Origin of the sequence: Candidatus Nitrosotenuis cloacae (genome assembly GCF_000955905.1) — an archaeon.
Classification (GTDB): Archaea; Thermoproteota; Nitrososphaeria; order Nitrososphaerales; family Nitrosopumilaceae; genus Nitrosotenuis; species Nitrosotenuis cloacae.
In genome coordinates, this window is record NZ_CP011097.1 from 1,553,742 (window position 1) to 1,574,044 (window position 20,303).

General features: G+C 40.7%; 29 protein-coding genes. 11 read left to right on the forward strand and 18 right to left on the reverse strand.

Annotated elements, in window-relative coordinates:
- The first annotated feature begins 51 nt into the window (after positions 1-51).
- Complete coding sequence (locus SU86_RS08845) at positions 52-906, forward strand: DNA adenine methylase (RefSeq protein WP_236687694.1); 855 nt, start codon at positions 52-54, stop codon at positions 904-906.
- On the opposite strand, the gene SU86_RS10125 is transcribed toward SU86_RS08845, so the two are convergent.
- The gene (locus tag SU86_RS10125; protein ID WP_256363746.1) at positions 903-1,031 is read right to left on the reverse strand and encodes a hypothetical protein; all 129 of its coding nucleotides are present in this window, start codon (positions 1,029-1,031) and stop codon (positions 903-905) included. The two genes, SU86_RS08845 and SU86_RS10125, sit on opposite strands and share 4 nt — an antisense overlap.
- A gap of 117 nt (positions 1,032-1,148) precedes the next feature.
- Here SU86_RS10125 and SU86_RS08850 point away from each other — a divergent pair, with 117 nt between their 5' ends.
- A complete protein-coding gene (locus SU86_RS08850) occupies positions 1,149-3,041 on the forward strand; it encodes a helicase C-terminal domain-containing protein (protein ID WP_048188832.1) in 1,893 nt (630 codons plus the stop codon).
- 19 nt (positions 3,042-3,060) lie between these two features.
- On the opposite strand, the gene SU86_RS08855 is transcribed toward SU86_RS08850, so the two are convergent.
- The 5 genes from SU86_RS08855 to SU86_RS08865 all read right to left on the reverse strand — a co-directional run bounded on the left by SU86_RS08855 (position 3,061) and on the right by SU86_RS08865 (position 5,813).
- Positions 3,061-4,305, reverse strand: coding sequence for a cation:proton antiporter (locus SU86_RS08855; RefSeq protein ID WP_048189476.1), 1,245 nt, complete (start codon positions 4,303-4,305; stop codon positions 3,061-3,063).
- A 62-nt stretch (positions 4,306-4,367) separates the two neighbouring features.
- A complete protein-coding gene (locus tag SU86_RS09810; RefSeq protein ID WP_158507494.1) occupies positions 4,368-4,520 on the reverse strand; it encodes a hypothetical protein in 153 nt (50 codons plus the stop codon).
- Positions 4,517-4,657 carry a hypothetical protein gene (locus tag SU86_RS09970; RefSeq protein ID WP_177318935.1) on the reverse strand — a complete coding sequence of 47 codons (141 nt, stop codon included), beginning with the start codon at positions 4,655-4,657 and terminating at the stop codon, positions 4,517-4,519. The genes SU86_RS09810 and SU86_RS09970 overlap by 4 nt, the downstream gene beginning before the upstream one ends.
- 36 nt (positions 4,658-4,693) lie before the next feature.
- Positions 4,694-5,491 carry a GNAT family N-acetyltransferase gene (locus SU86_RS08860; RefSeq protein WP_048188834.1) on the reverse strand — a complete coding sequence of 266 codons (798 nt, stop codon included), beginning with the start codon at positions 5,489-5,491 and terminating at the stop codon, positions 4,694-4,696.
- 31 nt (positions 5,492-5,522) lie between these two features.
- Positions 5,523-5,813, reverse strand: a complete 291-nt coding sequence (locus tag SU86_RS08865) for a hypothetical protein (protein ID WP_148550877.1) — start codon at positions 5,811-5,813, stop codon at positions 5,523-5,525.
- A gap of 168 nt (positions 5,814-5,981) precedes the next feature.
- Between SU86_RS08865 and SU86_RS10130 the strand changes: the two genes are divergently transcribed.
- The 3 genes from SU86_RS10130 to SU86_RS08875 all read left to right on the forward strand — a co-directional run bounded on the left by SU86_RS10130 (position 5,982) and on the right by SU86_RS08875 (position 7,939).
- Positions 5,982-7,469, forward strand: a complete 1,488-nt coding sequence (locus tag SU86_RS10130) for a tetratricopeptide repeat protein (RefSeq protein ID WP_052755672.1) — start codon at positions 5,982-5,984, stop codon at positions 7,467-7,469.
- Between the two features lie 91 nt (positions 7,470-7,560).
- Positions 7,561-7,683, forward strand: a complete 123-nt coding sequence (locus tag SU86_RS09665) for a DUF1272 domain-containing protein (protein ID WP_148550879.1) — start codon at positions 7,561-7,563, stop codon at positions 7,681-7,683.
- A gap of 46 nt (positions 7,684-7,729) precedes the next feature.
- On the forward strand, positions 7,730-7,939 hold the full coding sequence (locus tag SU86_RS08875; RefSeq protein WP_048188838.1) for a hypothetical protein: 210 nt from the start codon (positions 7,730-7,732) through the stop codon (positions 7,937-7,939).
- On the opposite strand, the gene SU86_RS08880 is transcribed toward SU86_RS08875, so the two are convergent.
- Complete coding sequence (locus tag SU86_RS08880) at positions 7,930-8,244, reverse strand: winged helix-turn-helix domain-containing protein (RefSeq protein WP_082096255.1); 315 nt, start codon at positions 8,242-8,244, stop codon at positions 7,930-7,932. The two genes, SU86_RS08875 and SU86_RS08880, sit on opposite strands and share 10 nt — an antisense overlap.
- Before the next feature lie 88 nt (positions 8,245-8,332).
- Between SU86_RS08880 and SU86_RS09815 the strand changes: the two genes are divergently transcribed.
- The gene (locus tag SU86_RS09815; protein WP_158507495.1) at positions 8,333-8,500 is read left to right on the forward strand and encodes a hypothetical protein; all 168 of its coding nucleotides are present in this window, start codon (positions 8,333-8,335) and stop codon (positions 8,498-8,500) included.
- 6 nt (positions 8,501-8,506) lie between these two features.
- On the opposite strand, the gene SU86_RS08885 is transcribed toward SU86_RS09815, so the two are convergent.
- From SU86_RS08885 to SU86_RS08905, 5 genes are all read right to left on the reverse strand, one after another.
- A complete protein-coding gene (locus SU86_RS08885) occupies positions 8,507-8,788 on the reverse strand; it encodes a P-II family nitrogen regulator (RefSeq protein ID WP_048188841.1) in 282 nt (93 codons plus the stop codon).
- 303 nt (positions 8,789-9,091) lie between these two features.
- Positions 9,092-9,532, reverse strand: coding sequence for a hypothetical protein (locus SU86_RS08890; RefSeq protein WP_052755674.1), 441 nt, complete (start codon positions 9,530-9,532; stop codon positions 9,092-9,094).
- 252 nt (positions 9,533-9,784) lie between these two features.
- Entirely contained in the window at positions 9,785-11,137 is a 1,353-nt protein-coding gene (locus SU86_RS08895; RefSeq protein ID WP_048188844.1) for an NAD(P)/FAD-dependent oxidoreductase, read from the reverse strand.
- Between the two features lie 77 nt (positions 11,138-11,214).
- The gene (locus tag SU86_RS08900; RefSeq protein ID WP_048188846.1) at positions 11,215-11,430 is read right to left on the reverse strand and encodes a DUF2283 domain-containing protein; all 216 of its coding nucleotides are present in this window, start codon (positions 11,428-11,430) and stop codon (positions 11,215-11,217) included.
- Complete coding sequence (locus SU86_RS08905) at positions 11,411-11,701, reverse strand: hypothetical protein (RefSeq protein WP_048188847.1); 291 nt, start codon at positions 11,699-11,701, stop codon at positions 11,411-11,413. Before SU86_RS08905 ends, SU86_RS08900 begins: the two co-directional genes overlap by 20 nt.
- A 111-nt stretch (positions 11,702-11,812) precedes the next feature.
- On the opposite strand from SU86_RS08905, the gene SU86_RS08910 reads away from it, so the two are divergent.
- Complete coding sequence (locus SU86_RS08910) at positions 11,813-12,142, forward strand: hypothetical protein (RefSeq protein WP_048188848.1); 330 nt, start codon at positions 11,813-11,815, stop codon at positions 12,140-12,142.
- Here SU86_RS08910 and SU86_RS08915 read toward each other — a convergent pair whose 3' ends face one another.
- The gene (locus SU86_RS08915; protein ID WP_048188849.1) at positions 12,143-12,808 is read right to left on the reverse strand and encodes a hypothetical protein; all 666 of its coding nucleotides are present in this window, start codon (positions 12,806-12,808) and stop codon (positions 12,143-12,145) included.
- 110 nt (positions 12,809-12,918) lie between these two features.
- Here SU86_RS08915 and hsp20 point away from each other — a divergent pair, with 110 nt between their 5' ends.
- Positions 12,919-13,413 (forward strand): archaeal heat shock protein Hsp20, encoded by a 495-nt coding sequence (gene hsp20 / locus SU86_RS08920; RefSeq protein WP_048188851.1) that lies wholly within the window; start codon positions 12,919-12,921, stop codon positions 13,411-13,413.
- 24 nt (positions 13,414-13,437) lie between these two features.
- Positions 13,438-15,564: a CDC48 family AAA ATPase gene (locus SU86_RS08925; protein ID WP_048188853.1), complete on the forward strand. Its 2,127-nt coding sequence runs from the start codon at positions 13,438-13,440 to the stop codon at positions 15,562-15,564.
- Here SU86_RS08925 and SU86_RS08930 read toward each other — a convergent pair.
- The 3 genes from SU86_RS08930 to SU86_RS08940 all read right to left on the reverse strand — a co-directional run bounded on the left by SU86_RS08930 (position 15,561) and on the right by SU86_RS08940 (position 17,020).
- A complete protein-coding gene (locus SU86_RS08930; RefSeq protein ID WP_048188854.1) occupies positions 15,561-15,950 on the reverse strand; it encodes an SRPBCC family protein in 390 nt (129 codons plus the stop codon). The genes SU86_RS08925 and SU86_RS08930 overlap by 4 nt on opposite strands.
- Before the next feature lie 52 nt (positions 15,951-16,002).
- A complete protein-coding gene (locus SU86_RS08935) occupies positions 16,003-16,302 on the reverse strand; it encodes an NADH-quinone oxidoreductase subunit I (protein ID WP_042684089.1) in 300 nt (99 codons plus the stop codon).
- A 106-nt stretch (positions 16,303-16,408) separates the two neighbouring features.
- On the reverse strand, positions 16,409-17,020 hold the full coding sequence (locus tag SU86_RS08940; RefSeq protein ID WP_052755678.1) for a hypothetical protein: 612 nt from the start codon (positions 17,018-17,020) through the stop codon (positions 16,409-16,411).
- Between the two features lie 29 nt (positions 17,021-17,049).
- On the opposite strand from SU86_RS08940, the gene SU86_RS08945 reads away from it, so the two are divergent.
- A complete protein-coding gene (locus tag SU86_RS08945; RefSeq protein ID WP_048188857.1) occupies positions 17,050-18,204 on the forward strand; it encodes an aminotransferase class V-fold PLP-dependent enzyme in 1,155 nt (384 codons plus the stop codon).
- Here the strand turns inward: SU86_RS08945 and SU86_RS08950 are convergent.
- Positions 18,199-18,459, reverse strand: a complete 261-nt coding sequence (locus tag SU86_RS08950; RefSeq protein ID WP_048188858.1) for an Lrp/AsnC ligand binding domain-containing protein — start codon at positions 18,457-18,459, stop codon at positions 18,199-18,201. The two genes, SU86_RS08945 and SU86_RS08950, sit on opposite strands and share 6 nt — an antisense overlap.
- A gap of 75 nt (positions 18,460-18,534) precedes the next feature.
- Between SU86_RS08950 and SU86_RS08955 the strand changes: the two genes are divergently transcribed.
- Positions 18,535-19,176: a cyclase family protein gene (locus SU86_RS08955; RefSeq protein ID WP_048188859.1), complete on the forward strand. Its 642-nt coding sequence runs from the start codon at positions 18,535-18,537 to the stop codon at positions 19,174-19,176.
- Here the strand turns inward: SU86_RS08955 and amrS are convergent.
- Complete coding sequence (amrS, locus tag SU86_RS08960) at positions 19,173-20,231, reverse strand: AmmeMemoRadiSam system radical SAM enzyme (protein ID WP_048188860.1); 1,059 nt, start codon at positions 20,229-20,231, stop codon at positions 19,173-19,175. The two genes, SU86_RS08955 and amrS, sit on opposite strands and share 4 nt — an antisense overlap.
- Between the last annotated feature and the right edge of the window lie 72 nt (positions 20,232-20,303).

Below are 20,303 nucleotides of genomic sequence, written 5' to 3' on the forward strand. Positions count from 1 at the left end.
ATTCGTTTTAACGACAGATCTAAATCATGGAGTATATTGAAAAATTGTATAATGGATTATTCTAAAAAACACACAATGATGTTAACAGCATTAGATAAAAAAGAAATTCAAAGTATTAAGTCGCCTTTAAGATATCCAGGAGGTAAATCACGTGCTGCTAAATACATTTATCAGTTTATTGAAAAATTTTTTGAGGGTGAAAACGTAAAACATATTTGTTCTCCATTTTTTGGCGGTGGTTCTCTAGAAATTTTTTGTGCACAGAACGGAATTCGTGTTTTTGGTTATGATTTTTTTCGACCATTAGTTGATTTTTGGCAGTGTCTGTTTGAAAATCGTATGAAGTTAGCTGACATGGTAGAGAAATACCGACCTTTGATAAAAGAAGAATTTTACAGATTGCAACAGTCACAGATGCAATCAAAAGACAGATATGATAGAGCTGTTTTCTTTTTTGTTCTAAATAGAACCTCTTTTTCTGGCTCAACTCTCTGCGGTGGAATGGCTTCTGGAGGAGAAGATGACAATCCAAGATTCACTGAATCGTCAATAGCTAGATTACGAGAATTCAATCTCAACAATATTTCTGTTGAGATGTCAGATTTTAAAAAGTCGATTCCTAGGCACAAAAATGCCCTACTATACTTGGATCCACCATACCTAATCCAAAGCAAGTTGTACGGAAAAAAGGGAGATCTGCACAGAAACTTTGATCATATAGGTTTAGCAAGGATTCTCAAAAAACGAAACTCTTGGATCCTATCATATAATAATTCAAAGGAAATCCACGATCTATATTCTGGTTATACCATTTTGTATCCAGACTGGAAATATGGTATGTCGCATGACAAGTCATCAAGAGAGGTCTTGATACTCAGTCACGACATTGCTAAAAAATCGAATTAAAGAAGCTCTGCTTCTGGCGCACAATGCTTGTGAACCCAGCTTCCTGATTCATTTTTTGCAATTTCCTTTCCTGGTGCTATTTTATCCCCACATGAGACACATGAGGTAGCGAATTTTGCTTTCATGGATTTTGTATAATGCCGATGCATTATCAACAATATGATCGAAACACTACTAACCAAAAGCTAGCTTGGAATAACAACTATCCTACAATTATAACCTCTACACCTAGGGATTAGTTGTTGCAATTTGATGCCCTTGGACGCAGAATGCGCTCCAGTTATCCAGAAATCGATCTAAAAAGACCGCGAGAACCTATCTCACTGACAGAGGCACTAGAATTAGTGGGGCAATTTGCAGGCAAAACTCCAACCCCAAAGCAATACGAGATCATAAAAAAAATCCAGCACGCAATTGAATCAGGCTACAAAAAAATCCTGTTATCAGCACCCACTGGGACTGGTAAAAGCTGGATTGCAATCGCACTGTCACTATACCTTAGATCAGCTACCATACTCACATCTACAGTACTACTCCAAGACCAATATCGAAATGAATTCGGGTTTTTCAATACCGTTCGAGGAAAGAAGAGATTTCTTTGCGAGCAGACAAACCGGGTCTTTGATTGCACCAACGGCTATTGCAATGATTGTACATTCAAACCCCAACCGGAATTATACCACATTCTCAAAAAAGGCACCATTGCCGAGACCATAACCAGCCAGGACATGCCCAGAAAGTGTCCATACTATGACCAAATCGAAATAGGCAAAAAAGCAAGCTTTGTTGCATATTCCTACGCATCATATTTGTCTCATCTTTTGTCCGGCGAGGAAATGCCGCAAAGAAAGCTGTTAGTGTGTGATGAGGCACACGAGTTGGACGAAGAGCTTGCAAACCAGCTTGCAACTAATTTGTCTGGATTTTATGGCGAAATGCTTGGAGTTGAGATGCCCAAGTTTTCAGTAAACTCGAATCTTTCTTCCATAAAACAATACGTCAATGCGTTTTCTGAGGCCTTCAAGAAACGCGAGTCCGTCATAAAGCAATGCGCAGAGCATTCCTTGTTTTTACAATCAGAGGAGCACATCAAAAAACATGTCCACTGCATGAAACATGGCATTAAACTACAATCAAACTGCATGGACTGCAACAGAATACGCGAATACATCAGGACAAAGGAATTCCTAAAATGCAAAGACCATGTCGATTGCAAGTTTGATCACAAGTTCATCAACCATTTCGTGCTAAATGATCTCAAAAACTATACCACAAAGATGAAGATTCTACAGAAAGGCTTGGAATCGGCCGATCAAAACTATATCATAACTGATATCCAATCCAAATCACAAGATGAGCGACGTGGCCACAACTTTGATGAGGTCACCATCAAGCCCTGGCACATTCACTGGTTTATGGAAGAGATGAGTTCCAACTTTGATCTATCACTGTACATGTCAGCTACCATCAATTTGGAATTGTTCTGCAAGGAGACTGGATTCAAAAAAGATGAGGTCTATTTTATCAACGAAGACTCTAACATTCCGCTAGAGAATCGCAAGATAGTATTTCTAAAAACAGAATACGTCGAGGCAACCTCCGATGTCATCTTGCCTGATAAAATAATCTCGCAAATCGAGGCTATTTTGAAGATTCGAGCTAACCAGCGAGGAATCATACTGTTGACCAGCTATTCGCAGCTTGATTACATCCTAGAAAAGATATCACCTGAGCTAAAGCCAAGATTACTCCCACTGGAGCGCGGCCAAGACAAATCCGAAGCAATCGAATATCACAAAAACACACCAAATTCAGTTATGATCTCGCCTGGCTTGGAATCTGGTGTAAACCTGCCAGACGATGATAGTAGATTCCAGATTATTGTAAAGGCACCATACTATCCAACAGTGGACGATCTTCGAATGAAAAAGATCTATGATTCCGAATCAGACCACAGAAGATACTATCTAAAATCTGCATTCAGACTATTACAGATGGCAGGACGAAGCATCCGACATGTAAAGGATAGTGCAATGACCTATGTTTTGGATGCAAAGGCCGAGCGCATGATTTACCACCAAAGAAACGATCTGCCAAAATGGTTCATGGATGCATGCGAAGGAATCTCGAGATAAAACAGTAAAGATTCTAGGTTTAGGATGACTCTTTTTCTTTTGCAGATATTTTGTCCACTAGCTTCCAGCCGTACTTGATAAGATACGGCGAGATAAATGTGGTAATTACCGTCATTGTTCCAACCATTGGAAGCACAAAGGAGCTAGTCGCCCCAACATCAGATCCTCCCTTTGCGGCAACAAGGGCAAGCTCGCCTCCAGATGAAGACAATCCTATTCCAGACCTAAGAGATGTTGCCTTGTCGAATTTTTGAGCCCGTGCTGCAGCCCAAACAGTGATAAATTTTGCAAGAAACGACACAACCACCAGAACAATTGCAGGAATGATGAACAACGGTAATTGTTTGATGTCCATCAACGCACCAACCGAAATGAAAAACAGCGCTGCAAACATGTCTCTGATTGGAGTTGACATTATTTTGGTGGCAACCCTCATCTTTGATCCTGCGACAAGAACTCCTGCAAAGAATGCTCCAGTTGCCACAGAGATATCCAGCTTGAATGCAATAAACGCAAGGCTGAACGCAACACCAAGTGTTGCAATTATTAGCAGCTCATTGTGGTTTGTTCTTCCGACCAGATCCACACATCTTGGAACGATTTTGGATCCTATTACAATGGCGCCAACTATGAATGCAATCACAAGGCCTATTGAGACGCCTATCTCAGATACTGAAAGATCCCCTGTTGCAGCAACCGATTGCAATACTGCAAGCAGTGACACTATAATGATGTCTTCAATTACGGCAATTCCTACAATCAGATATGTCGCCTCGTCTTTTACCATTCCAAGCTCTTCTAGAACTCTCATAATGATTACGGTGCTTGTGACAGAGATTGCAAGTGCCAAAAACAGGCTGTCATAAAATCCAAAGCCTAGTGCTTGTGATGCCAAATAGCCGGCCAGAAAAGTTCCAGACGCTTCTGCAACTGCAATAACGGTTGCCTTTTTGCCAATGTTTTTGAGCTTTTCAAGTGGGAACTCCATTCCAATTACAAACAAGAGCAAAATTATTCCTATTTCTGCAAAGACATGTAAGATTTCTACATGAGCTATGAGACTAAACGGCGGTGTGAACGGCCCTATTATCATACCTGCAATGATGTATGCCATTATCATTGGTTGCTTTAGCTTGTATGAGATGAGAGCCATGACGGACGCAATTACCATGATTACGGCAAAATCCTGTATGATGAGCTCAGACGAAGAAGGGGCGGCAGAGATCTTGTCCATGATTATTTTTGAGATCTGAGAAAACTCCAATGCTACAGAACTATTCTGCATTCATGATTGATAAGTCTTGTATTTGCGGCATTTACTACGAATTATTTTTTATCTTGTTGATATTTTTCCGGATCTGGATTATCTGCAGGCAGATCAGACGCTTGGGCTTTTCTTCTTTTAAGATACAGACTGATTCCGCCTGCCGTCATTGCACCTAACAAGATCATACCAGTAATGGTCCACTCGACATTCATAGCGACTTGAACTTTTTCATTGCCTCTTTTGCCAGCTTTTCGAGGTCAATATTGGTGGTTTTTGTAGGATCTGCAGATGCCAAGGCGTTGTTATAGTCATCCGTTGTTGTGTTTAGCTTCTTTTTTTCTTCCAGCATGATATCATATGGTTCCAGAATTAGATAAGTCTGATCTTAGAGCTCTTTTTTCATCAAACAAAACAACATTCGTCTGTCAAGACCTCTCATGGTAAGGTTGATCTTGTGTTGTATCAAAAGCTGGATTCTGTTTGATTTTTCCTCAAATCCCTTGTTTTGCAGAAATTGCAAAATGGGTTTGATTCCGTCTTTGCTTCCATAAATGTAGCCAAGCTGCATCATATCATCGTCTAATCTAGAGCTCTTGTTCCAAATTCCCATTGCGAGAATTTTTTTGTTTTTGGAATATGTGATGATTCGGCCTGCCCTTGCCAGCTTTGATAGAGTAGTTTTTGTCAGTGGTAGCCAATTCCAAGATTCTGAATATGTGTCGGATTGAATTAGATGTTCAAGGTTTTTTGCAGACTTTGCTAGCTTGGCAGTTGTGTGTTGCTTTTTTGGGGGCATGTTATAGAGCCACCACTTGTCCTCCAGAACATAGCCAAGGGATCTTGCCATTTTTAGTGATCTTTTGTTATTATCAGCAATAATCATTCGAGAAAACCCAAGTTTCTTTTTTCTGGCAATGTTCTCAGCTGCCACAACAAGCTTGCTTGCATAGCCCTTCCTTCTGGAATCAGGGTGGATTCGAATTCCCTCAATCCAGACCTGGTTTGGTGATATGGCCGCATTGCAAATGCCGAGTGTTTTGTCCTTTTCCTCAATGACTAGCAAGTTTTTTTCTGCTAGCCACTTGTCCCAGACCCTATCGATATAATCACCCCATCGAAACGTGTTCTTGCAAAATGGCAGGATCTGATTCTTGTCTGTTTTTTTGGCGTGCCTGATCTTCAATGTGTTTTGTTAGGAATGATGATTATTTTTCTTATCTGATGTTGCTGATGGAGTTTTTGGTAGTATCATGTTTTGTCTTTTTGGCTTTGGGTTTTTTGATCTCTTTCTTTTTTGGTTCCTTCTTTTTGGGCTCTTTCTTTTTTGTATCTGTTTTCTTTTTGTCTTTTTTAGTGTCTTTCTTTTTATCACCAGATTTGGTGTCTCCGGAATCAATTGTCATGGATTCAAATAGTTTGATTGTCAAGCTTTTTGCAAACGCATCGTGAGGAACAAATATCGTACAGATCACAATGCTGCAAAGAAGAATCAGGAGTTTGCTCAAGAACCATCAATTGTATTTTGTGTACAATAAGGATTATGATTCATGGTAAGGGCTGCCTGACTATCTGCACTACTCACTACGGAAATGATCATGATTTGGTAACATAAAAGATTCTAGTATGATTTCTACTAATTTGTTAAATACAAAATCAGCACGCGCAGCTATGAATTGAGCATCAAAAGGGAGACGTTGCTCATTGGAATGTTGTGCCTATTTGGAATAATCCCCGCCTTTGCAGAATCAGACTGGTTGCTAGTCCAGACAGACAAGACACAATATCGCACTGGAGAAGACATGGAAATTACAGGATTTGTCCTAGACAGGACAACGCCACAAATTGCAGTTCAGATCTATGATCCAGATGGCGAGATTCTTGGAGCCTATGGCGTAGAACTGGAACTGGATGATACCTTTTCAAAAACAATATCTCTGGATTCGCCATTTTATGACAAATCAGGCTTGTATCTAGTTGAATTTGACTATGGTGCAGATTCGGATGAGCTGTTCTTTGAGGTAATCGGTACACCTGAGGAACCAGAACCCGAACCAACATTGCTAACACCAGAAGTATTGATGATAACCACAGACAAGACTAGCTATTCAGATAATGAATTCATAACAATTTCTGGCCTTGTCTCCGATGTTGTAGATCCTACAATACTGATTGGGATTTTTGATCCAAACGATTCTCCTGCAGGATTTTACATGCCACCAGTCAACTCTGAACTCGAGTTTTCAGTCTCATTTTTGGCAAAAAGCGGAGTAAATTTCAAAAAAACCGGAACATACACCATCAAGGCACATTACGGCCAATCAAAGCAGACGACAACTTTTAGCTTTGTAGACGCATCAACACCAAACAATGCTCCAATCACTCCATCTCCCCCACAAATAGTTCTGAATCCAGCACCAACTCCAAATCCCACACCAGCACCTGTACCAATCCCTACACCAACTCCCACACAGATTCCAAAACCAGTTACACCAAAAGTCGAAGCTCCAATACCAAAACCAGTTACACCAAATATTCCTCAAGCTCCAGAGCCAGACAATTCAGAGTTGGCCCTGGAGCAAAAAGAGATAGGCAAAATCCTAAACCAGATAAACCGAGAGTGCGACAATTCCCATTACACAGATTCCATCGTTTATGGAGAGGGGATGGGTCCAGCTCTTATGAGATTATGCAATTACGAGCAGGCAGTATCATATTTTGATAAAGCTCTAATCAAAGACCCAAACAGTCCAGAGATTCTCACAAACAAGGGCTCGGCCTTGGGCAAGCTAGGACAATTCGATCTGGCACTAGAACATTATAATCTGGCACTAAAGATAGACCCAAAATTCATCCCAGCACTAAACAACAAGGCAAATGCACTTGCGGAGACAGGTGAGCTGGAAGAAGCCATTACACTATACCACAAAATACTTGATGAAGACCCATCATATGGAATAGCTCATATCAATCTGCAAAAGGCAAACGAAGAATCAATTCAATACGCAAAAATGCAGATAAAACAGGAATCAGTTTCCGTCAGCCTGGATGATTCCGTTCCAAAAATAGAATCACCCAAGGTAGACTATGAGACACCCAAACCAAAAAACGTAGTTGAGCAGATTGGAAGCTTTTTTGCAGGAATCTTTGGCTTTTTAAAATAACATAAATTAATCAAGTGTGTTTGTGCGCAAAAAACTGTGTGTTCATTTTAAAATCATAATACATTATAGATTCGAATTGTGAACCTCATACATGGAACAGACATGCAAGAACTGTGGCGTGCCATTAACAAACACAGCACCAGATGCAAAATATTGCTCAATAGAATGCACATATAGCTTACCGAATTTCAAGCGAGAGGCAGTCTTCCCCTAAGGCGATCTTGGAAATTTTTTATACTTTATTGGTATAATAGAGTGACTTGAAATTCTTCGCTCGGAACAACAACACTTGTGAGTTTTGCAAGGCAAAGCTTGCCAGCTATGAGGAATTAATCAGTCATGCAAGGCACGAACATCATAGAACCATAGTAAAGTGCTCTGGATGTGGCAAGGAATTCATCCATGAAAAAGACAGACTGCACCACCAAAGGGAAGAACAAGAAAGAAAAGTAAAGAATCGCTATCGATGATTTTCTTTTGATGGTTTTGGCCAGTATTTTGCAAATATCTCTGCAGTAATTTTTCTTGCCGGCTCAAAGTCTTTTCTGAAGCTTTTTCCTCTTTCGGTTACGTGTAGTTTTTCATCAAGAAAGTCGAGCCTTTGCATCTTTTTTATGAGTCGTAACATTCTTTCATATTCCAGATTAGCACTAGTTTGAATCTTTGTTTGTGATTTGGTACCGTGTTTTAAAATGGCATCAATAATATCGGAATAGATCGCAATTTCCGGTCTTCGCATTTTCAGCATGGTTTCATAATATCGAAGATCATTCATGCATTCGATTAATTACGCATTCGCGATATATTGCACTTCCTAACCTAGGTTAATCGGGTTTTTAACCACTAGATCGGCTTTGCAAAACATGGCGATACGACGAGTCACAATTGTACTCAGACCTGAAAACGAAGCAAAGCTGCGAAAAGTTCAGGCAGAACTAATCTACAAGACAAACAAGGGCAAGAGCTTTTCTGAAATAATCAATTGTATCATTGCTGAGGGACTAAAGCATCCTCGTTCGTGTGATGAATAATTTTTCTTAATCGTTTGTATTTATCTGAATTAGCGGGGTCAGCTGGTTGACATAGATGATACCATTGTCTGCTGGATTTGCGCCAGAGATTGCCTCTAAAATGACGTCTTTATCAGAATTTTTGCAGATTATCTCTATTTTTGATCTTGGGGAACAAAAAGATGGCCTAAATGACGTATGATCAGAGCCCATGTCGTAAATGGAAAAATTAGAGATTCCTGCCTGCTCTAGTCGTGTCTTTATTTGTACAAGATTTGCGTTGCGGACTACAGTATCGATTCTTAGCAATTCATTTTGTGATGAATTTAGATATAAAAAATGTCGATGGCCCGATACGGACACATGCATTATCACCTAATCAGGAATTGTATGATTCGTGAGATTTAGGAATGGTCTTTTTCTTTTTCAGCTTCTTCGTTTTTTGCCTTGTCTCTGACGCTTTTCATTACGCAGAACTTGCGCAGAGTGTTCATTAGTCCCATGGTTTGTGTGTGATTTTTGGTTAATTTTAACCAAGATGTGCCATTTCGTGAGCAAATTGTGAGATTTTGTTATTTTGGTAAAAAAATTTGCGGTGGTTTTTTTGCATGATTATGGATTAATTACCATAAACGTTTTTTCTGCCACGGTTGGACCATTATCTCCTTTTTCAAATTCTACTCTTACAGTATAGTTTCCAGTCTCTTGCAATGCAATATGACCATACGTTGTACCATAGGTTTCCTTGACGTCCAAAACAAAATTGATTGGGAATGATTTTGTGCATGAAGCACTTGATCCTGTCCCACCATTATGTGTCTTGTTTATTGGAAAAGTAATCATTTTGCTTCCACAGGGAATTCCAAAGCCAGATAAAACATATGAAAATGAGTATGGTTCACCAACAAGATAAGCGTCTTTTAGATCAGTAATTGCTATACTGTAATGTTCCTTTGGAAATTGCAATATTGGGTTTTCGCCACTCATAAAAATGCCAAAAATGATCGCAGAGATTATTGTAATTCCGACAATAGCAAGAGCAAAAACATTCACAGAACAGTATTTTCAGTTATGATCTTAAACGTTATTCAGCTATGTGATGGGTTATTCAGATAAAATAATTAAAGATGGTTTTCCTGCGAATTTTGTGCCCTACATATTCTGTCCCAAATGCGGCTCACAGATGGAAATTCGAGATATAACAGATAATTCCGGAGCAGACCAAAAGGAATTGTATTGTACTAAATGCGATTTTACGAAATTATACGGAAGCTGATTCTATCTGAATGTGGGGGGAACCCTTTTTTACCAAACATCATCTACTTCGTCTAGTTCCTTGTAGTCGATTGGCTGGTCCTTTCGGATTATCTTTAGTCGAGAAATATCCCTATCAAATAATAGATCCGCAGTCCAATCAAGCAAGATTCTGAGTCTTTTGTTCAGCTTGGGAATCTTTCTGACATAGACGGCTCTCCAGATGCACCAGGCCAAAAACCCGTGAATATTCAGGCCAGAAATTGAAGCTATAGCAGTTCTTTTTCCAATGATTGCCATTTGTCCCTTTGATACAAAGTCGATTTTCTTTTTCTCCCTTCCATGCATTTCCGCAAAAATATTGTACGCTGCAGTCTTTGCCTGGCCTTCCGCGTTTTGTGCAGTTGGTGGATATGGTTTCTTTGTGGTGGGATCTATTGCCAGACTGCAATCACCTATCACATACACACCAGGAAATGCAGGCACCTCCAGGTTTTCGCTGACAATTACCTTGCCCTTGTCTGTTTTGAACATGGAGTTTTTGATAGTATCAACTGGTGTTACGCCGGCAGTCCAGATCAAAGTCTTGGTCTCTATTGCATCCATTTCTGGAACCTTGACTGGGTTTTTTGCAGGATCGACTGCGTCTTTTACTATTACCTCTGAACCATCAAATGTCACGACCATGGTATTCAGTCTTATTTCAATTCCCCTCTGAATCAGCTTGTCCTTTGTAAATGAGGCAAGTTTTTCAGAAAATCCAGGCAGAACTATTGGTAGCGCCTCTAGTATTATGACCTTGATGTCTTTTTCCGAAATGTTTGGATAGTGTTTTTTTGCATCAAGCAAAAAGTCATGAATCTCACCGGCTGTTTCAATTCCTGCAAATCCACCACCCACTACAACAAATGTCAACAATGACTGCTTTAGTATTGGATCGGTCTCATTGTCTGCCTGCTCTAGCATATCTATGATTCTGTTTCGCAGAACAACTGCATCATTTAGTGTCTTCATGGTATATGCATGGTTCTCTACTGTCTGATTGCCAAAGAAGTTGGTCTGACTGCCCAATGCCACCACCAGATAATCATAATCCAGCGAGGTTCCTCTTTTTTCGTTGGTGCCATACAGTGTGATCCGCTTGCCGTATGGGTCTATGTTTTTTATTTTTCCTTCATGGAATGAGGCCTTTTTGATTATGGTTCTAATTGGAATGACGATATGTCTTGTTTCGATCATTGCAGATGCCACCTGCGGAAGCATTGGCGTAAATAATAGAAAATTGTCCTCAGACACCAGATCGATTTGGACCTCGGAATCGCGTTTGAAATAAGATTCTAGCTTTCGAGTACATTCTACTCCGGCAAATCCACCACCCAATACGAGAATCCTTTTGCGCGTCACTAGACTACTGCGGAATGAGCCGATATAACGGTTGATTACCTAAATTCAGGACTGTTTTTGTGAATTTTACTTGAAATCTAGTGTAACAGATCTATTGATTTGGAGCGCTTTATCATTTCAGTAATTTCAGATGACATGCTCTTTGGTAAAAGTATCTCAAATCCGACGGCTTTCCCAGATTCGTCAACATCGATGAATCTGTCTTCGCCTAGAGGGATTGTCTTTGCGATTTTGTTATTATCTAGCTTTACGTATAACGCTCTTGCTTCTTGATCAAAACTTACTGAAGCCATGTGCTCTTAGCCCTCCTTTATCCATCCACATTATTGTAATTATTGAAACAACGGTATTAAACTTGTTATGAACTATTAACAGATACGGCTGTTCATAAAACGGCGAGTTAGAAATTATCCCAAAGCTTTTGTAATTTTCCCTTACATTATCATAGATTGTTTCGCTAGGATTGTTTAGCACATATTCGATATACTGTTTTTCTATGTACCTTTCAAGTGCTCTTTGCCAACCATGTTTGGTCATTTTTATGCGTATTTTGTGCCTACCCAATACCAAAGTTGAGTATTTTCTTGGTTTGATAAGATCCTGGGTATTGTAATATTACTTCGATCTGATTGCTGAGTTAAAGTAAAATATCGCAAAAACACGCATCAAAATCAGATGAAAAAAGAATACGTCGTGGTACGAATTGACGCATCCCCAGATGGCGCGCCATATGTCGTGGTGTCACTACAGGCAACAAAGGATTTCAAGGAAAGCCAAGGATTCCCACAATCTCCATACGGTGGAGGTCCTGGCGTTATGGGCTTTACAAACATGGATGACATGATGAAATCACTAAACAAGATGCTTGGCGGTGGAATGGGAATGATGGCAGGCGGTGGAATGACTAGCATGAAGCTAGACATGAGAGAATACAAGGAGCTTGGATTATCTGTCGGAGACAAGGTCTACTTGGAAATATCCAAGGCCGAAGTTTCCGGAATTTAATTATCTAGATATTTCTGCTCGCAGAATTTCATATGCCTTTGATGCATCTTCTTCCCGCAAAACCAGTATGATATCATCTTGGGAGAAAAAGGCATTCTGCAGTTCTATGCCATTATTGTGAAGGATTTCTGCCACATATGATACGGAATCTGACCTGTTCTGTGTCTGTGGGATTCTAATCTTGATTTTGGCAAGGCCTGTACTGAAAAAATTCTTGGATGACGGGAATGATTCGAACATTTTTCTGATATCCATCAGGTCTTCTGTCAAGACTCGGAATGTAGAGTCCGCCATTCTAAAGAATTCGTAATCAGAATCATATTGCTCAAATTTGTTCAGCAAGGAAGCCGCTTCTTTTTTGTCCATGTCATTGGTGGAAAACTTGATGTCCAAAATTCCATCAGTCAGTGAGAGTCTGGCGTTTTTCAAAACAGACTCGGATTTGATCTCATCTTTTTCCTCAAACGAATCCGCATAGCGCTTTATTGCAACTACTATAGTATTGAGGTTCACAGAATTGCCAAGCTGTCGCTCGATGTCGGGCTGAATTTTTACAGCAAGAGCAGTATAGTTAATGACATCCATCTTCATGCAGTCGTAAATTGATCTGTTATGGGTGATGATTTCACGCACAGCTTCAGGAACGGACAGGTTGCTTGTACGCATGGCATAATTATGTGATGTAATATATAAGAGTCTTATGTCACATATTAAACAAAATAACTAAATATTTATATAATGTCATAGCTATTACATATCAATAGGTGTTATGACAAATGTTCTTTGACGAAGAATTTGACAGGATCTTTCAGAGAATGTCAAGGTCCTTCATGGATTTTGACGATGTCTTTGAGAATGTCAACAAAGATGGCAAGTCATACGGACCATTCTATTACGGTTATTCAATGACCGTTGGCCCAGACGGCAAGCCACACATACAGGAATACGGAAATGTCAAACCTGGTTTGCTCCCAACCGCAGAAACCAGAGAGCCATTCATTGACACCATCGTTGATGAAAAAGAAAATCTGCTCAAACTAGTTGCAGAAATGCCTGGAGTTGAGAAGAGCGACATCAAGGTGGTAGTCGAAGGAAATGTAGTGAATGTCGATGCAGAGCGTGGCAACAAAAAATACCACGGTAAAGTACCAATCAAAAGAAAGGTAGATGCAGACTCTGTCAAGGCAAGCTACACAAACGGAATTCTGGAAGTACAGTTCAAGCTGAAAGGCGAGGACAAACCAAAAGGCAAGACCGTGGAGGTAATCTAATCCTCCCTTTTTTATGGTGAATACATGACTGAAATAATACTAAAAATTGACGAGACTGCACAGCGCCATGTCGGAAAAGGAATTGCAGTAATTGATCCCAAAGTAGTAAAGGAAAACAAATGGCAGACAGGCCAAATTCTGGAAATATCTGCAAACAAAAAATCCCACGTTAAGGTTTGGCCAGGCCCATCAGATGATTACGGCTCTGGAATTATTCGAATCGACGGACTAACCAGACACAATATCGGTGCAGGAATTGGAGAAAAGACTACACTAAAAATAGTAAATGCCGCAGAGGCAGAATCAATTACACTATCCCCGATTGAAAAAATATCATTAGAAGGACTACAGGAATACATGTCCGCATTGTATGAAGGCCATGTCTTTACGACAGGCGACACCATTATAGTGAACACGTCTTTGGGCGGTAAAACCCAACTCGTTGTTACAGCCACATCCCCAGCCAAACCTGTAATTGTGAGCCCAAAGACCGTGTTCAAATTAGGCTCAATGACAAAGGCAGTCGATAATTCCATTCCAAGAATAACATATGATGACCTGGGCGGGCTCAAAAAAGAGGTTCAAAAGATACGTGAAATGGTCGAATTACCAATGCGCCACCCAGAACTGTTCGAAAAGCTAGGCGTAGAGGCACCAAAAGGCGTCTTACTGTATGGTCCTCCAGGAACTGGAAAAACCCTACTGGCAAAGGCAGTTGCTGGCGAGACAAACTCGCACTTTACGGCAGTCTCAGGACCAGAGATAATGGGCAAATACTATGGAGAATCCGAGGAAAGACTGCGAGAGATATTCAAGCAGGCAGAGGAAAACACGCCAAGTATAGTATTCATCGATGAGATTGATTCCATTGCACCAAAACGGGACGAGGTTACCGGCGAGGTGGAAAAGCGAATCGTATCGCAATTGCTCACACTAATGGATGGAATGAAGGCCAGAGGTAAGGTCGTAGTTATTGCTGCAACCAATCGACCAGATTCCATTGATCCTGCACTGAGAAGGCCAGGACGATTTGACAGAGAAATCGAGATTGGAATTCCAGATCAGGAAGGAAGAATGGAGATTTTACAAATCCACACCAGAGGAATGCCAGTTGATGAGAAAATAGATCTAAAACAGTTTGCCAAAGTAACCCACGGATTTGTTGGAGCAGATCTAGAATCATTATCAAAAGAGGCCGCGATGCGCTCATTGCGAAGAATCCTGCCAGATATCGATCTACAGCAAGAAAAGATCTCATCCGAGATATTGCAGAAAATCAAGATAAGCGAGGATGATTTCAAAGAAGCACTAAAAGAGGTTAGGCCTTCTGCATTGCGTGAGGTCCTAGTTCAGGTACCAAACGTAACTTGGGATGATGTTGGTGGTTTAGATTCACTAAAAGAAGAGCTCAAAGAGGCAATCGAGTGGCCACTAAAACACAAGGACGCATTCCAGTATGTAGATGTAACATCGCCAAAAGGGATCTTGTTGTATGGACCACCAGGAACTGGCAAGACTCTGATCGCAAAGGCACTAGCAAAGATGACTGAATCCAACTTTATCTCAATCAAGGGACCAGAACTACTATCAAAGTGGGTAGGCGAGTCCGAAAAAGGGGTGCGAGAGATATTCCGAAAAGCAAGGCAGGCTGCACCATGCATCATATTCTTTGATGAAATTGATGCACTAGTTCCAAGAAGGAGCGGTGGCGACTCGTCACACGTATCGGAAAATGTTGTATCTCAAATCCTAACGGAAATTGACGGACTGGAAGAGCTAAATGATGTTCTGATAATTGGCGCCACAAACAGGCTCGATATTGTAGATGAGGCATTGCTCAGACCAGGTAGATTCGACAGGGTAATCGAGGTACCAAAGCCGGACGCAAAGGGCAGAAAGCATATCTTGGAAATTCATACCAAGAAAAAGCCGCTGGACAGTACAGTCGATTTATCAAAACTAGTAGAGATTACCGACGGGTATAGTGGTGCCGAGCTTGCAGCAATATGCAACAGAGCGGCAATCACAGCACTAAGACGCCATGTCAGCGGTCAGACCAAGTCACTCAAGGAAATAAAAATAACCCAGCAAGATTTGGTCGATGCCATATCCAAGGTAAAGACAAAATCAACTCTTCCAGCAATTGCCTAGGAAAATAATTTTTTAATATTTCCTACTTCAATTTTTATCCAATCGCAAAACATCTCCCACATTTGATCTGTAGTGTGCGGCCACTGGAAAAAAGTAAATGTGACACCACAGGAATTATTCGAAAACGAGATGATCCTCATGTATGCAGGACTCATCTCGGATTTGGCAGGTCCTGCAAAAATATCAATTACGCCAGTCTTTCTATCGGAATCTATTCGCACGAACATTTCGCCAAATGGAGTGACTGCCTTGGTGTGGCCATTTTCCGTCTTGATGGATTGGACGAATTTAGTGCTCCACTTTGGCATATTATCAAAATTTGATAGAAAACCAAACACCACATCATATGGTTTTGGTACAACGCAGGATTCCGTGACTGATTTCATGTACAGTATCCACTAGAACGAGACTAGTAAAAAGAAATTATGATGACTGAGCTTAATCGATAAGTTCAGTCCAGCCCTTAACGAAGACTGAGTTTTTGTATAGAGGAACTGGTTGACCTACTGTGAAGTCCATTGGTCTCATCCAGAAGATTGCCTTTGTTGGGCAAACGCCAATGCATGCTCCATCGGAGATGCATCTCTCTGGGTAAAAGACAAATGCCTTACCTCTTTTCCAGCCTTCGACTGGTTTTACTCTGAGTACATCTGGTCCCAGTGTTGTGCAGATTTCAACGCATAGTGCGCATCCAATGCACATCTGTTCACCAATGTCTGGTAAAATTGCTACTGGCATTTTAATCGAAATTCCTACCTTTAAGATCTTAATATAATTTCCCTAAAAAGTTCGAATTATAACGGCGTTAGATGATTTTTAACGCTGTTATAATTTTTGATCGCAACTACACCAAATCAAGATCGTCAAGTGGTGTGGCAGATTTCACAGAATTGTCATGATTCAGTGATAAAAGATTTAGTGATTCATCTTTCTTTCGCACCGCAAGAAAACTCATTTGTTTTATTTGCACTACATGTCTTCCAAGTCCTGGCAAGACCCAGCCTTCGTCTTTTTTGAATTTTGCAGTGCTGCCAACCAGTATGGTAGAGTCTGCCTTTTTTGCGGCACTAGACAACAACACCAGAACACTGTTGATGATTCTGCCCGAGTCTTTTTGATCAACCATTCCAGCAAAGAATCCATTCAGAGAATCAATCAGGACCAAGTGTTTTTTTTGCGATACTTTGTTTATAGTCTGAACAATATGGTCACGCCAGTCTTCCTTTGGTGCTAGCAATTCCAGGTTTTCATTGTATGGCAGAATGTTTGCAGCCAAATATCCGCTGTACAATAAATCAAAGTCAAGATAAATCACAGGGGCATCGACCAGCTGAGCAATCTTGTGGAAAAAATAGGTCTTGCTTATTGCATCCTCAAACGATATGGAGCCAAGGTATTGCTCAAAAATTATTTTTTGGATTTTTTCCAGACTGGCAGAATGTTGGTTTTTATGCAACAGATGGGATCTGCCTGTGTGATATAATAATGAATTTAGACAAAGACTTGGTTGCCAGCTCTTTTGCAAGCTCAGAGAGAACCTATCTTAATAATGCCTCATCTTCCTTGATTCCCCTATCTACAATTCGTGTGATGACGGATTTTACCATGCGATATAACGACTTGGGCCCAGACTCGCTGGATTTTGCCTCATTACTATCACAGAAATCAGTCGAGCTGCGACAGACCATCTCCAAGTTAGTAAAATGCAGACCAGAGGAGGTAGTCCTGACATCTAGTGTTACCGAAGGAATCAATGCAGTTGCCAGCGGGATTATACTGCACAAAGACTCGAATTTTGTAATTCGCGGAACCACACATGAGCACCATTCCAACTATTATCCGTGGTTAAGATTGGGCAAAAAATCCGAGCTCCGATCCATTGCACATGATACCAATGGGTTCTTTGAGATTTCTGAGCTGGAAAAAAAGCTAGACCGAAACACAAAGCTGGTGGCACTGAGTCATGGCTTGTACAATACCGGCGCTATACTCCCCATATCAGAGATTGGCAAGATGCTCAATGAAAGGGGCGTGCCATTCTTTGTGGATGCAGCCCAAACAATAGGGTGTGCAGGCGAGTTTGATTTTGCAAAGTCTGGTGCTGACTTTGTTGCGTTCAATGGCTACAAGTGGCTTTGCGGCCCAATGGGAATTGGTGTGTTCATTTGCAAAAAGGACTCGGCTCCACTGTTAGAGCCAATGCAGCTGGCAGGCGAGTCTGCCATGTTGTATGACGGTACAAATCTAGCATACAAAGACATTCCAGATAGATTCCAGGGAGGATTTAGAAACTTTGCAGCCATAGTCGGATTGCAAAACTCGATATCGTTTTTGATGGGCCTAGGTATTGCAAACATTAGAGAGAAAATAATCGGTCTTGCAAATCTGCTAAGGGATGAACTTGCAAAGATTCCCGGAGTGACTCTGTATGGTCCACAAGATCACACAAAACGAACCAGCATCGTGTCATTTACCATTCAAAACAAAACACCACAGGAAGTAGTGCAACGACTAGAGCAACAAAAGATGGTTCTTGCCGTGCGTGAAATAGATAATATCAAAATAGTACGTGCATCACCACATTTTTTCAATACAGAATCTGAGATGCTAAAACTAGCAGATTTGATTAAACGGCTATAGCTTTTCTTGCTCTTCTATTACCATCATGGTGAGAGTAGATTGGACCTTGTCTATTTTGCGAATCTTGCTGGTGATGATGTTTCTGAGATGATCCGAGTTGTCAGCCTCGATTTTGACCACAATGTCATAGATTCCATAGACGCCTTGGACCTCGAACTTGATTCCTTTTTCGACAGCCAGCATTTCTTTGATCTTTGTGATGATTTCCTGATCTGACCCCAGATCCGAGTTCAACAAAATGAATGCAATAGGCAATGTAGAATGTAGTTTGGGTGAGATCTATTTAACATCTTTGATCATCCAAAAATAAAAGTGTCAACCAGTAATTTTGTGAAAGTCTACGATCTTACTATGATGGTATCGGAAAAAACTCCGACATTTCCTGGCTCACCTGTTCCACATTTCATAGAATGGGACTCACTTGATCGGAATGATTACAACATGGAGATGATTTTTTTGAGCTCACACACTGGCACCCACATAGATGCGCCATATCATTTTGTAAAAAAGGGTAAAAAAATCCACGAGCTGGACCCGTCCAGATTTTTGCAGAATGCCATACTAATCAAGATAAGAGCAAAGCCAAACCAGTCCATAACAAGATCTGATATTATATCATTTGAGAAAAAGCACGGAAGAATTCCACAAGGCGCAAGCATTGTGTTTGCAACGGGATGGAATGATCACACCACAAGGAGTGATTTCTTTGAGAAAAGTCCCGGTATATCAGAATCGGCAGCAAAATATCTTGTGTCAAAGAGACTCAATCTAGTAGGCATTGACTCACCAAGCATAGATGCCGGCAATAACAAGAAATTTGCAGCTCACCATGTTTTGCTTTCAGGAAATGTCATAGTTTTGGAGAATCTCTGCAATTTATCAAAAATCAAGAACACTCATTTCAATTTGGTTGCAATTCCCTTAAAACTATACAACGCAACAGGCTCGCCTGTGCGTGCAATTGCATTTTAGACTACAAACTGGAATCTGCTTTTTTTGTAGTTTTTGTCTAATGGCCCTATAATTGGAATTTTGTGGCCACATGTCTTGCATTTGTTGGATTCGTCCAGATTCCATGATGTAATGTCAAACCCATATCTGCCAACTGCTATGGTATGACATCCAGGACAGTAGGTGTGTTCGTATTTGTGGCCAGGAACATTTCCCAGATACACATACTGCAGTCCTTCCTTTTTTGCCACATCATAGTGTTTTTCCAAGGTTTGGATTGGTGTTGGCGGAAACTCCATCATTTTGTAGTCGGGATGGAATCTCAGAAAATGAATCGGCATCTCTGGGCCGAAATTATCATAGATGAATTTTGATAGTTTTCTTGCATGCTCTAGATCATCGCCCACTTGTGGTACGATAAGATCGGTAATCTCGACATGAATCTTGGTCTTGTCGCGAATCTCCAACAAGGTATCAAAGATTGGTTTTGTGTCAGGTATGCCAATTATTTTTCTGCTGAATTCCGGCTCGGCGCTTCCCTTGAAATCAACTGTAATGCAATCTAAAAATTCATTCATCATTGCAACGGATTGCGGCGTATCATATCCATTAGAGACAAAAATATTGAACAGTCCCTTTTTGTGCGCCTCTATTCCACAATCGCGTGCAAATTCCATGAATATTGATGGTTGGTTGTAGGTGTACGCAATTCCTTGAGAATTATTATCGAGTGCAAGTTGTACCACCTGCTTTGGTGAAAGATCCGATCCTTCCACCTTTCGCCTTTGCGAGATATCATTATTCTGACAAAATCTACAGAGCCAATTACAGCCAGTAGTGGCTATGGAAAAGATCCTAGTTCCAGGCATGTAGTGAATTACCGGCTTTTTCTCAATTGGGTCCACATTTCCTGTAATGACCTTACCATACACAAACAAGTCAAGCTTGCCGCCCTCATTTCCGCGAATTCCACACAGACCAATTTGCCCGGGCTTTATCTCGCAATATCTGGCACATGCAGTACATCGGACTTTGTCGTCTGGCAGTTTATCATACAGGATTGCTTCTTTGTGCAAATCGTAGTATTATGCGATTTTCCAATATAAACAGATCTTAGTGTCTAAATATCGACAATCATACAAACCAAC

Coding starts and splice junctions, on each gene's coding strand:
- SU86_RS08900 (WP_048188846.1), bottom strand. CDS start 11,430: ATGGCTTCAGTAAGTTTTGATCAAGAAGCAAGAGCGTTATACGTAAAG.
- hsp20 (WP_048188851.1), top strand. CDS start 12,919: ATGTTCTTTGACGAAGAATTTGACAGGATCTTTCAGAGAATGTCAAGG.
- SU86_RS08915 (WP_048188849.1), bottom strand. CDS start 12,808: ATGCGTACAAGCAACCTGTCCGTTCCTGAAGCTGTGCGTGAAATCATC.
- SU86_RS08945 (WP_048188857.1), top strand. CDS start 17,050: ATGAATTTAGACAAAGACTTGGTTGCCAGCTCTTTTGCAAGCTCAGAG.
- SU86_RS09970 (WP_177318935.1), bottom strand. CDS start 4,657: ATGCTGGAAGAAAAAAAGAAGCTAAACACAACAACGGATGACTATAAC.
- SU86_RS08910 (WP_048188848.1), top strand. CDS start 11,813: ATGAAAAAAGAATACGTCGTGGTACGAATTGACGCATCCCCAGATGGC.
- SU86_RS09665 (WP_148550879.1), top strand. CDS start 7,561: ATGGAACAGACATGCAAGAACTGTGGCGTGCCATTAACAAACACAGCA.
- SU86_RS09815 (WP_158507495.1), top strand. CDS start 8,333: ATGGCGATACGACGAGTCACAATTGTACTCAGACCTGAAAACGAAGCA.
- SU86_RS10125 (WP_256363746.1), bottom strand. CDS start 1,031: ATGAAAGCAAAATTCGCTACCTCATGTGTCTCATGTGGGGATAAAATA.
- SU86_RS09810 (WP_158507494.1), bottom strand. CDS start 4,520: ATGAATGTCGAGTGGACCATTACTGGTATGATCTTGTTAGGTGCAATG.
- SU86_RS08935 (WP_042684089.1), bottom strand. CDS start 16,302: ATGCCAGTAGCAATTTTACCAGACATTGGTGAACAGATGTGCATTGGA.
- SU86_RS08880 (WP_082096255.1), bottom strand. CDS start 8,244: ATGAATGATCTTCGATATTATGAAACCATGCTGAAAATGCGAAGACCG.
- SU86_RS08930 (WP_048188854.1), bottom strand. CDS start 15,950: ATGAAATCAGTCACGGAATCCTGCGTTGTACCAAAACCATATGATGTG.
- SU86_RS08925 (WP_048188853.1), top strand. CDS start 13,438: ATGACTGAAATAATACTAAAAATTGACGAGACTGCACAGCGCCATGTC.
- SU86_RS08845 (WP_236687694.1), top strand. CDS start 52: ATGGATTATTCTAAAAAACACACAATGATGTTAACAGCATTAGATAAA.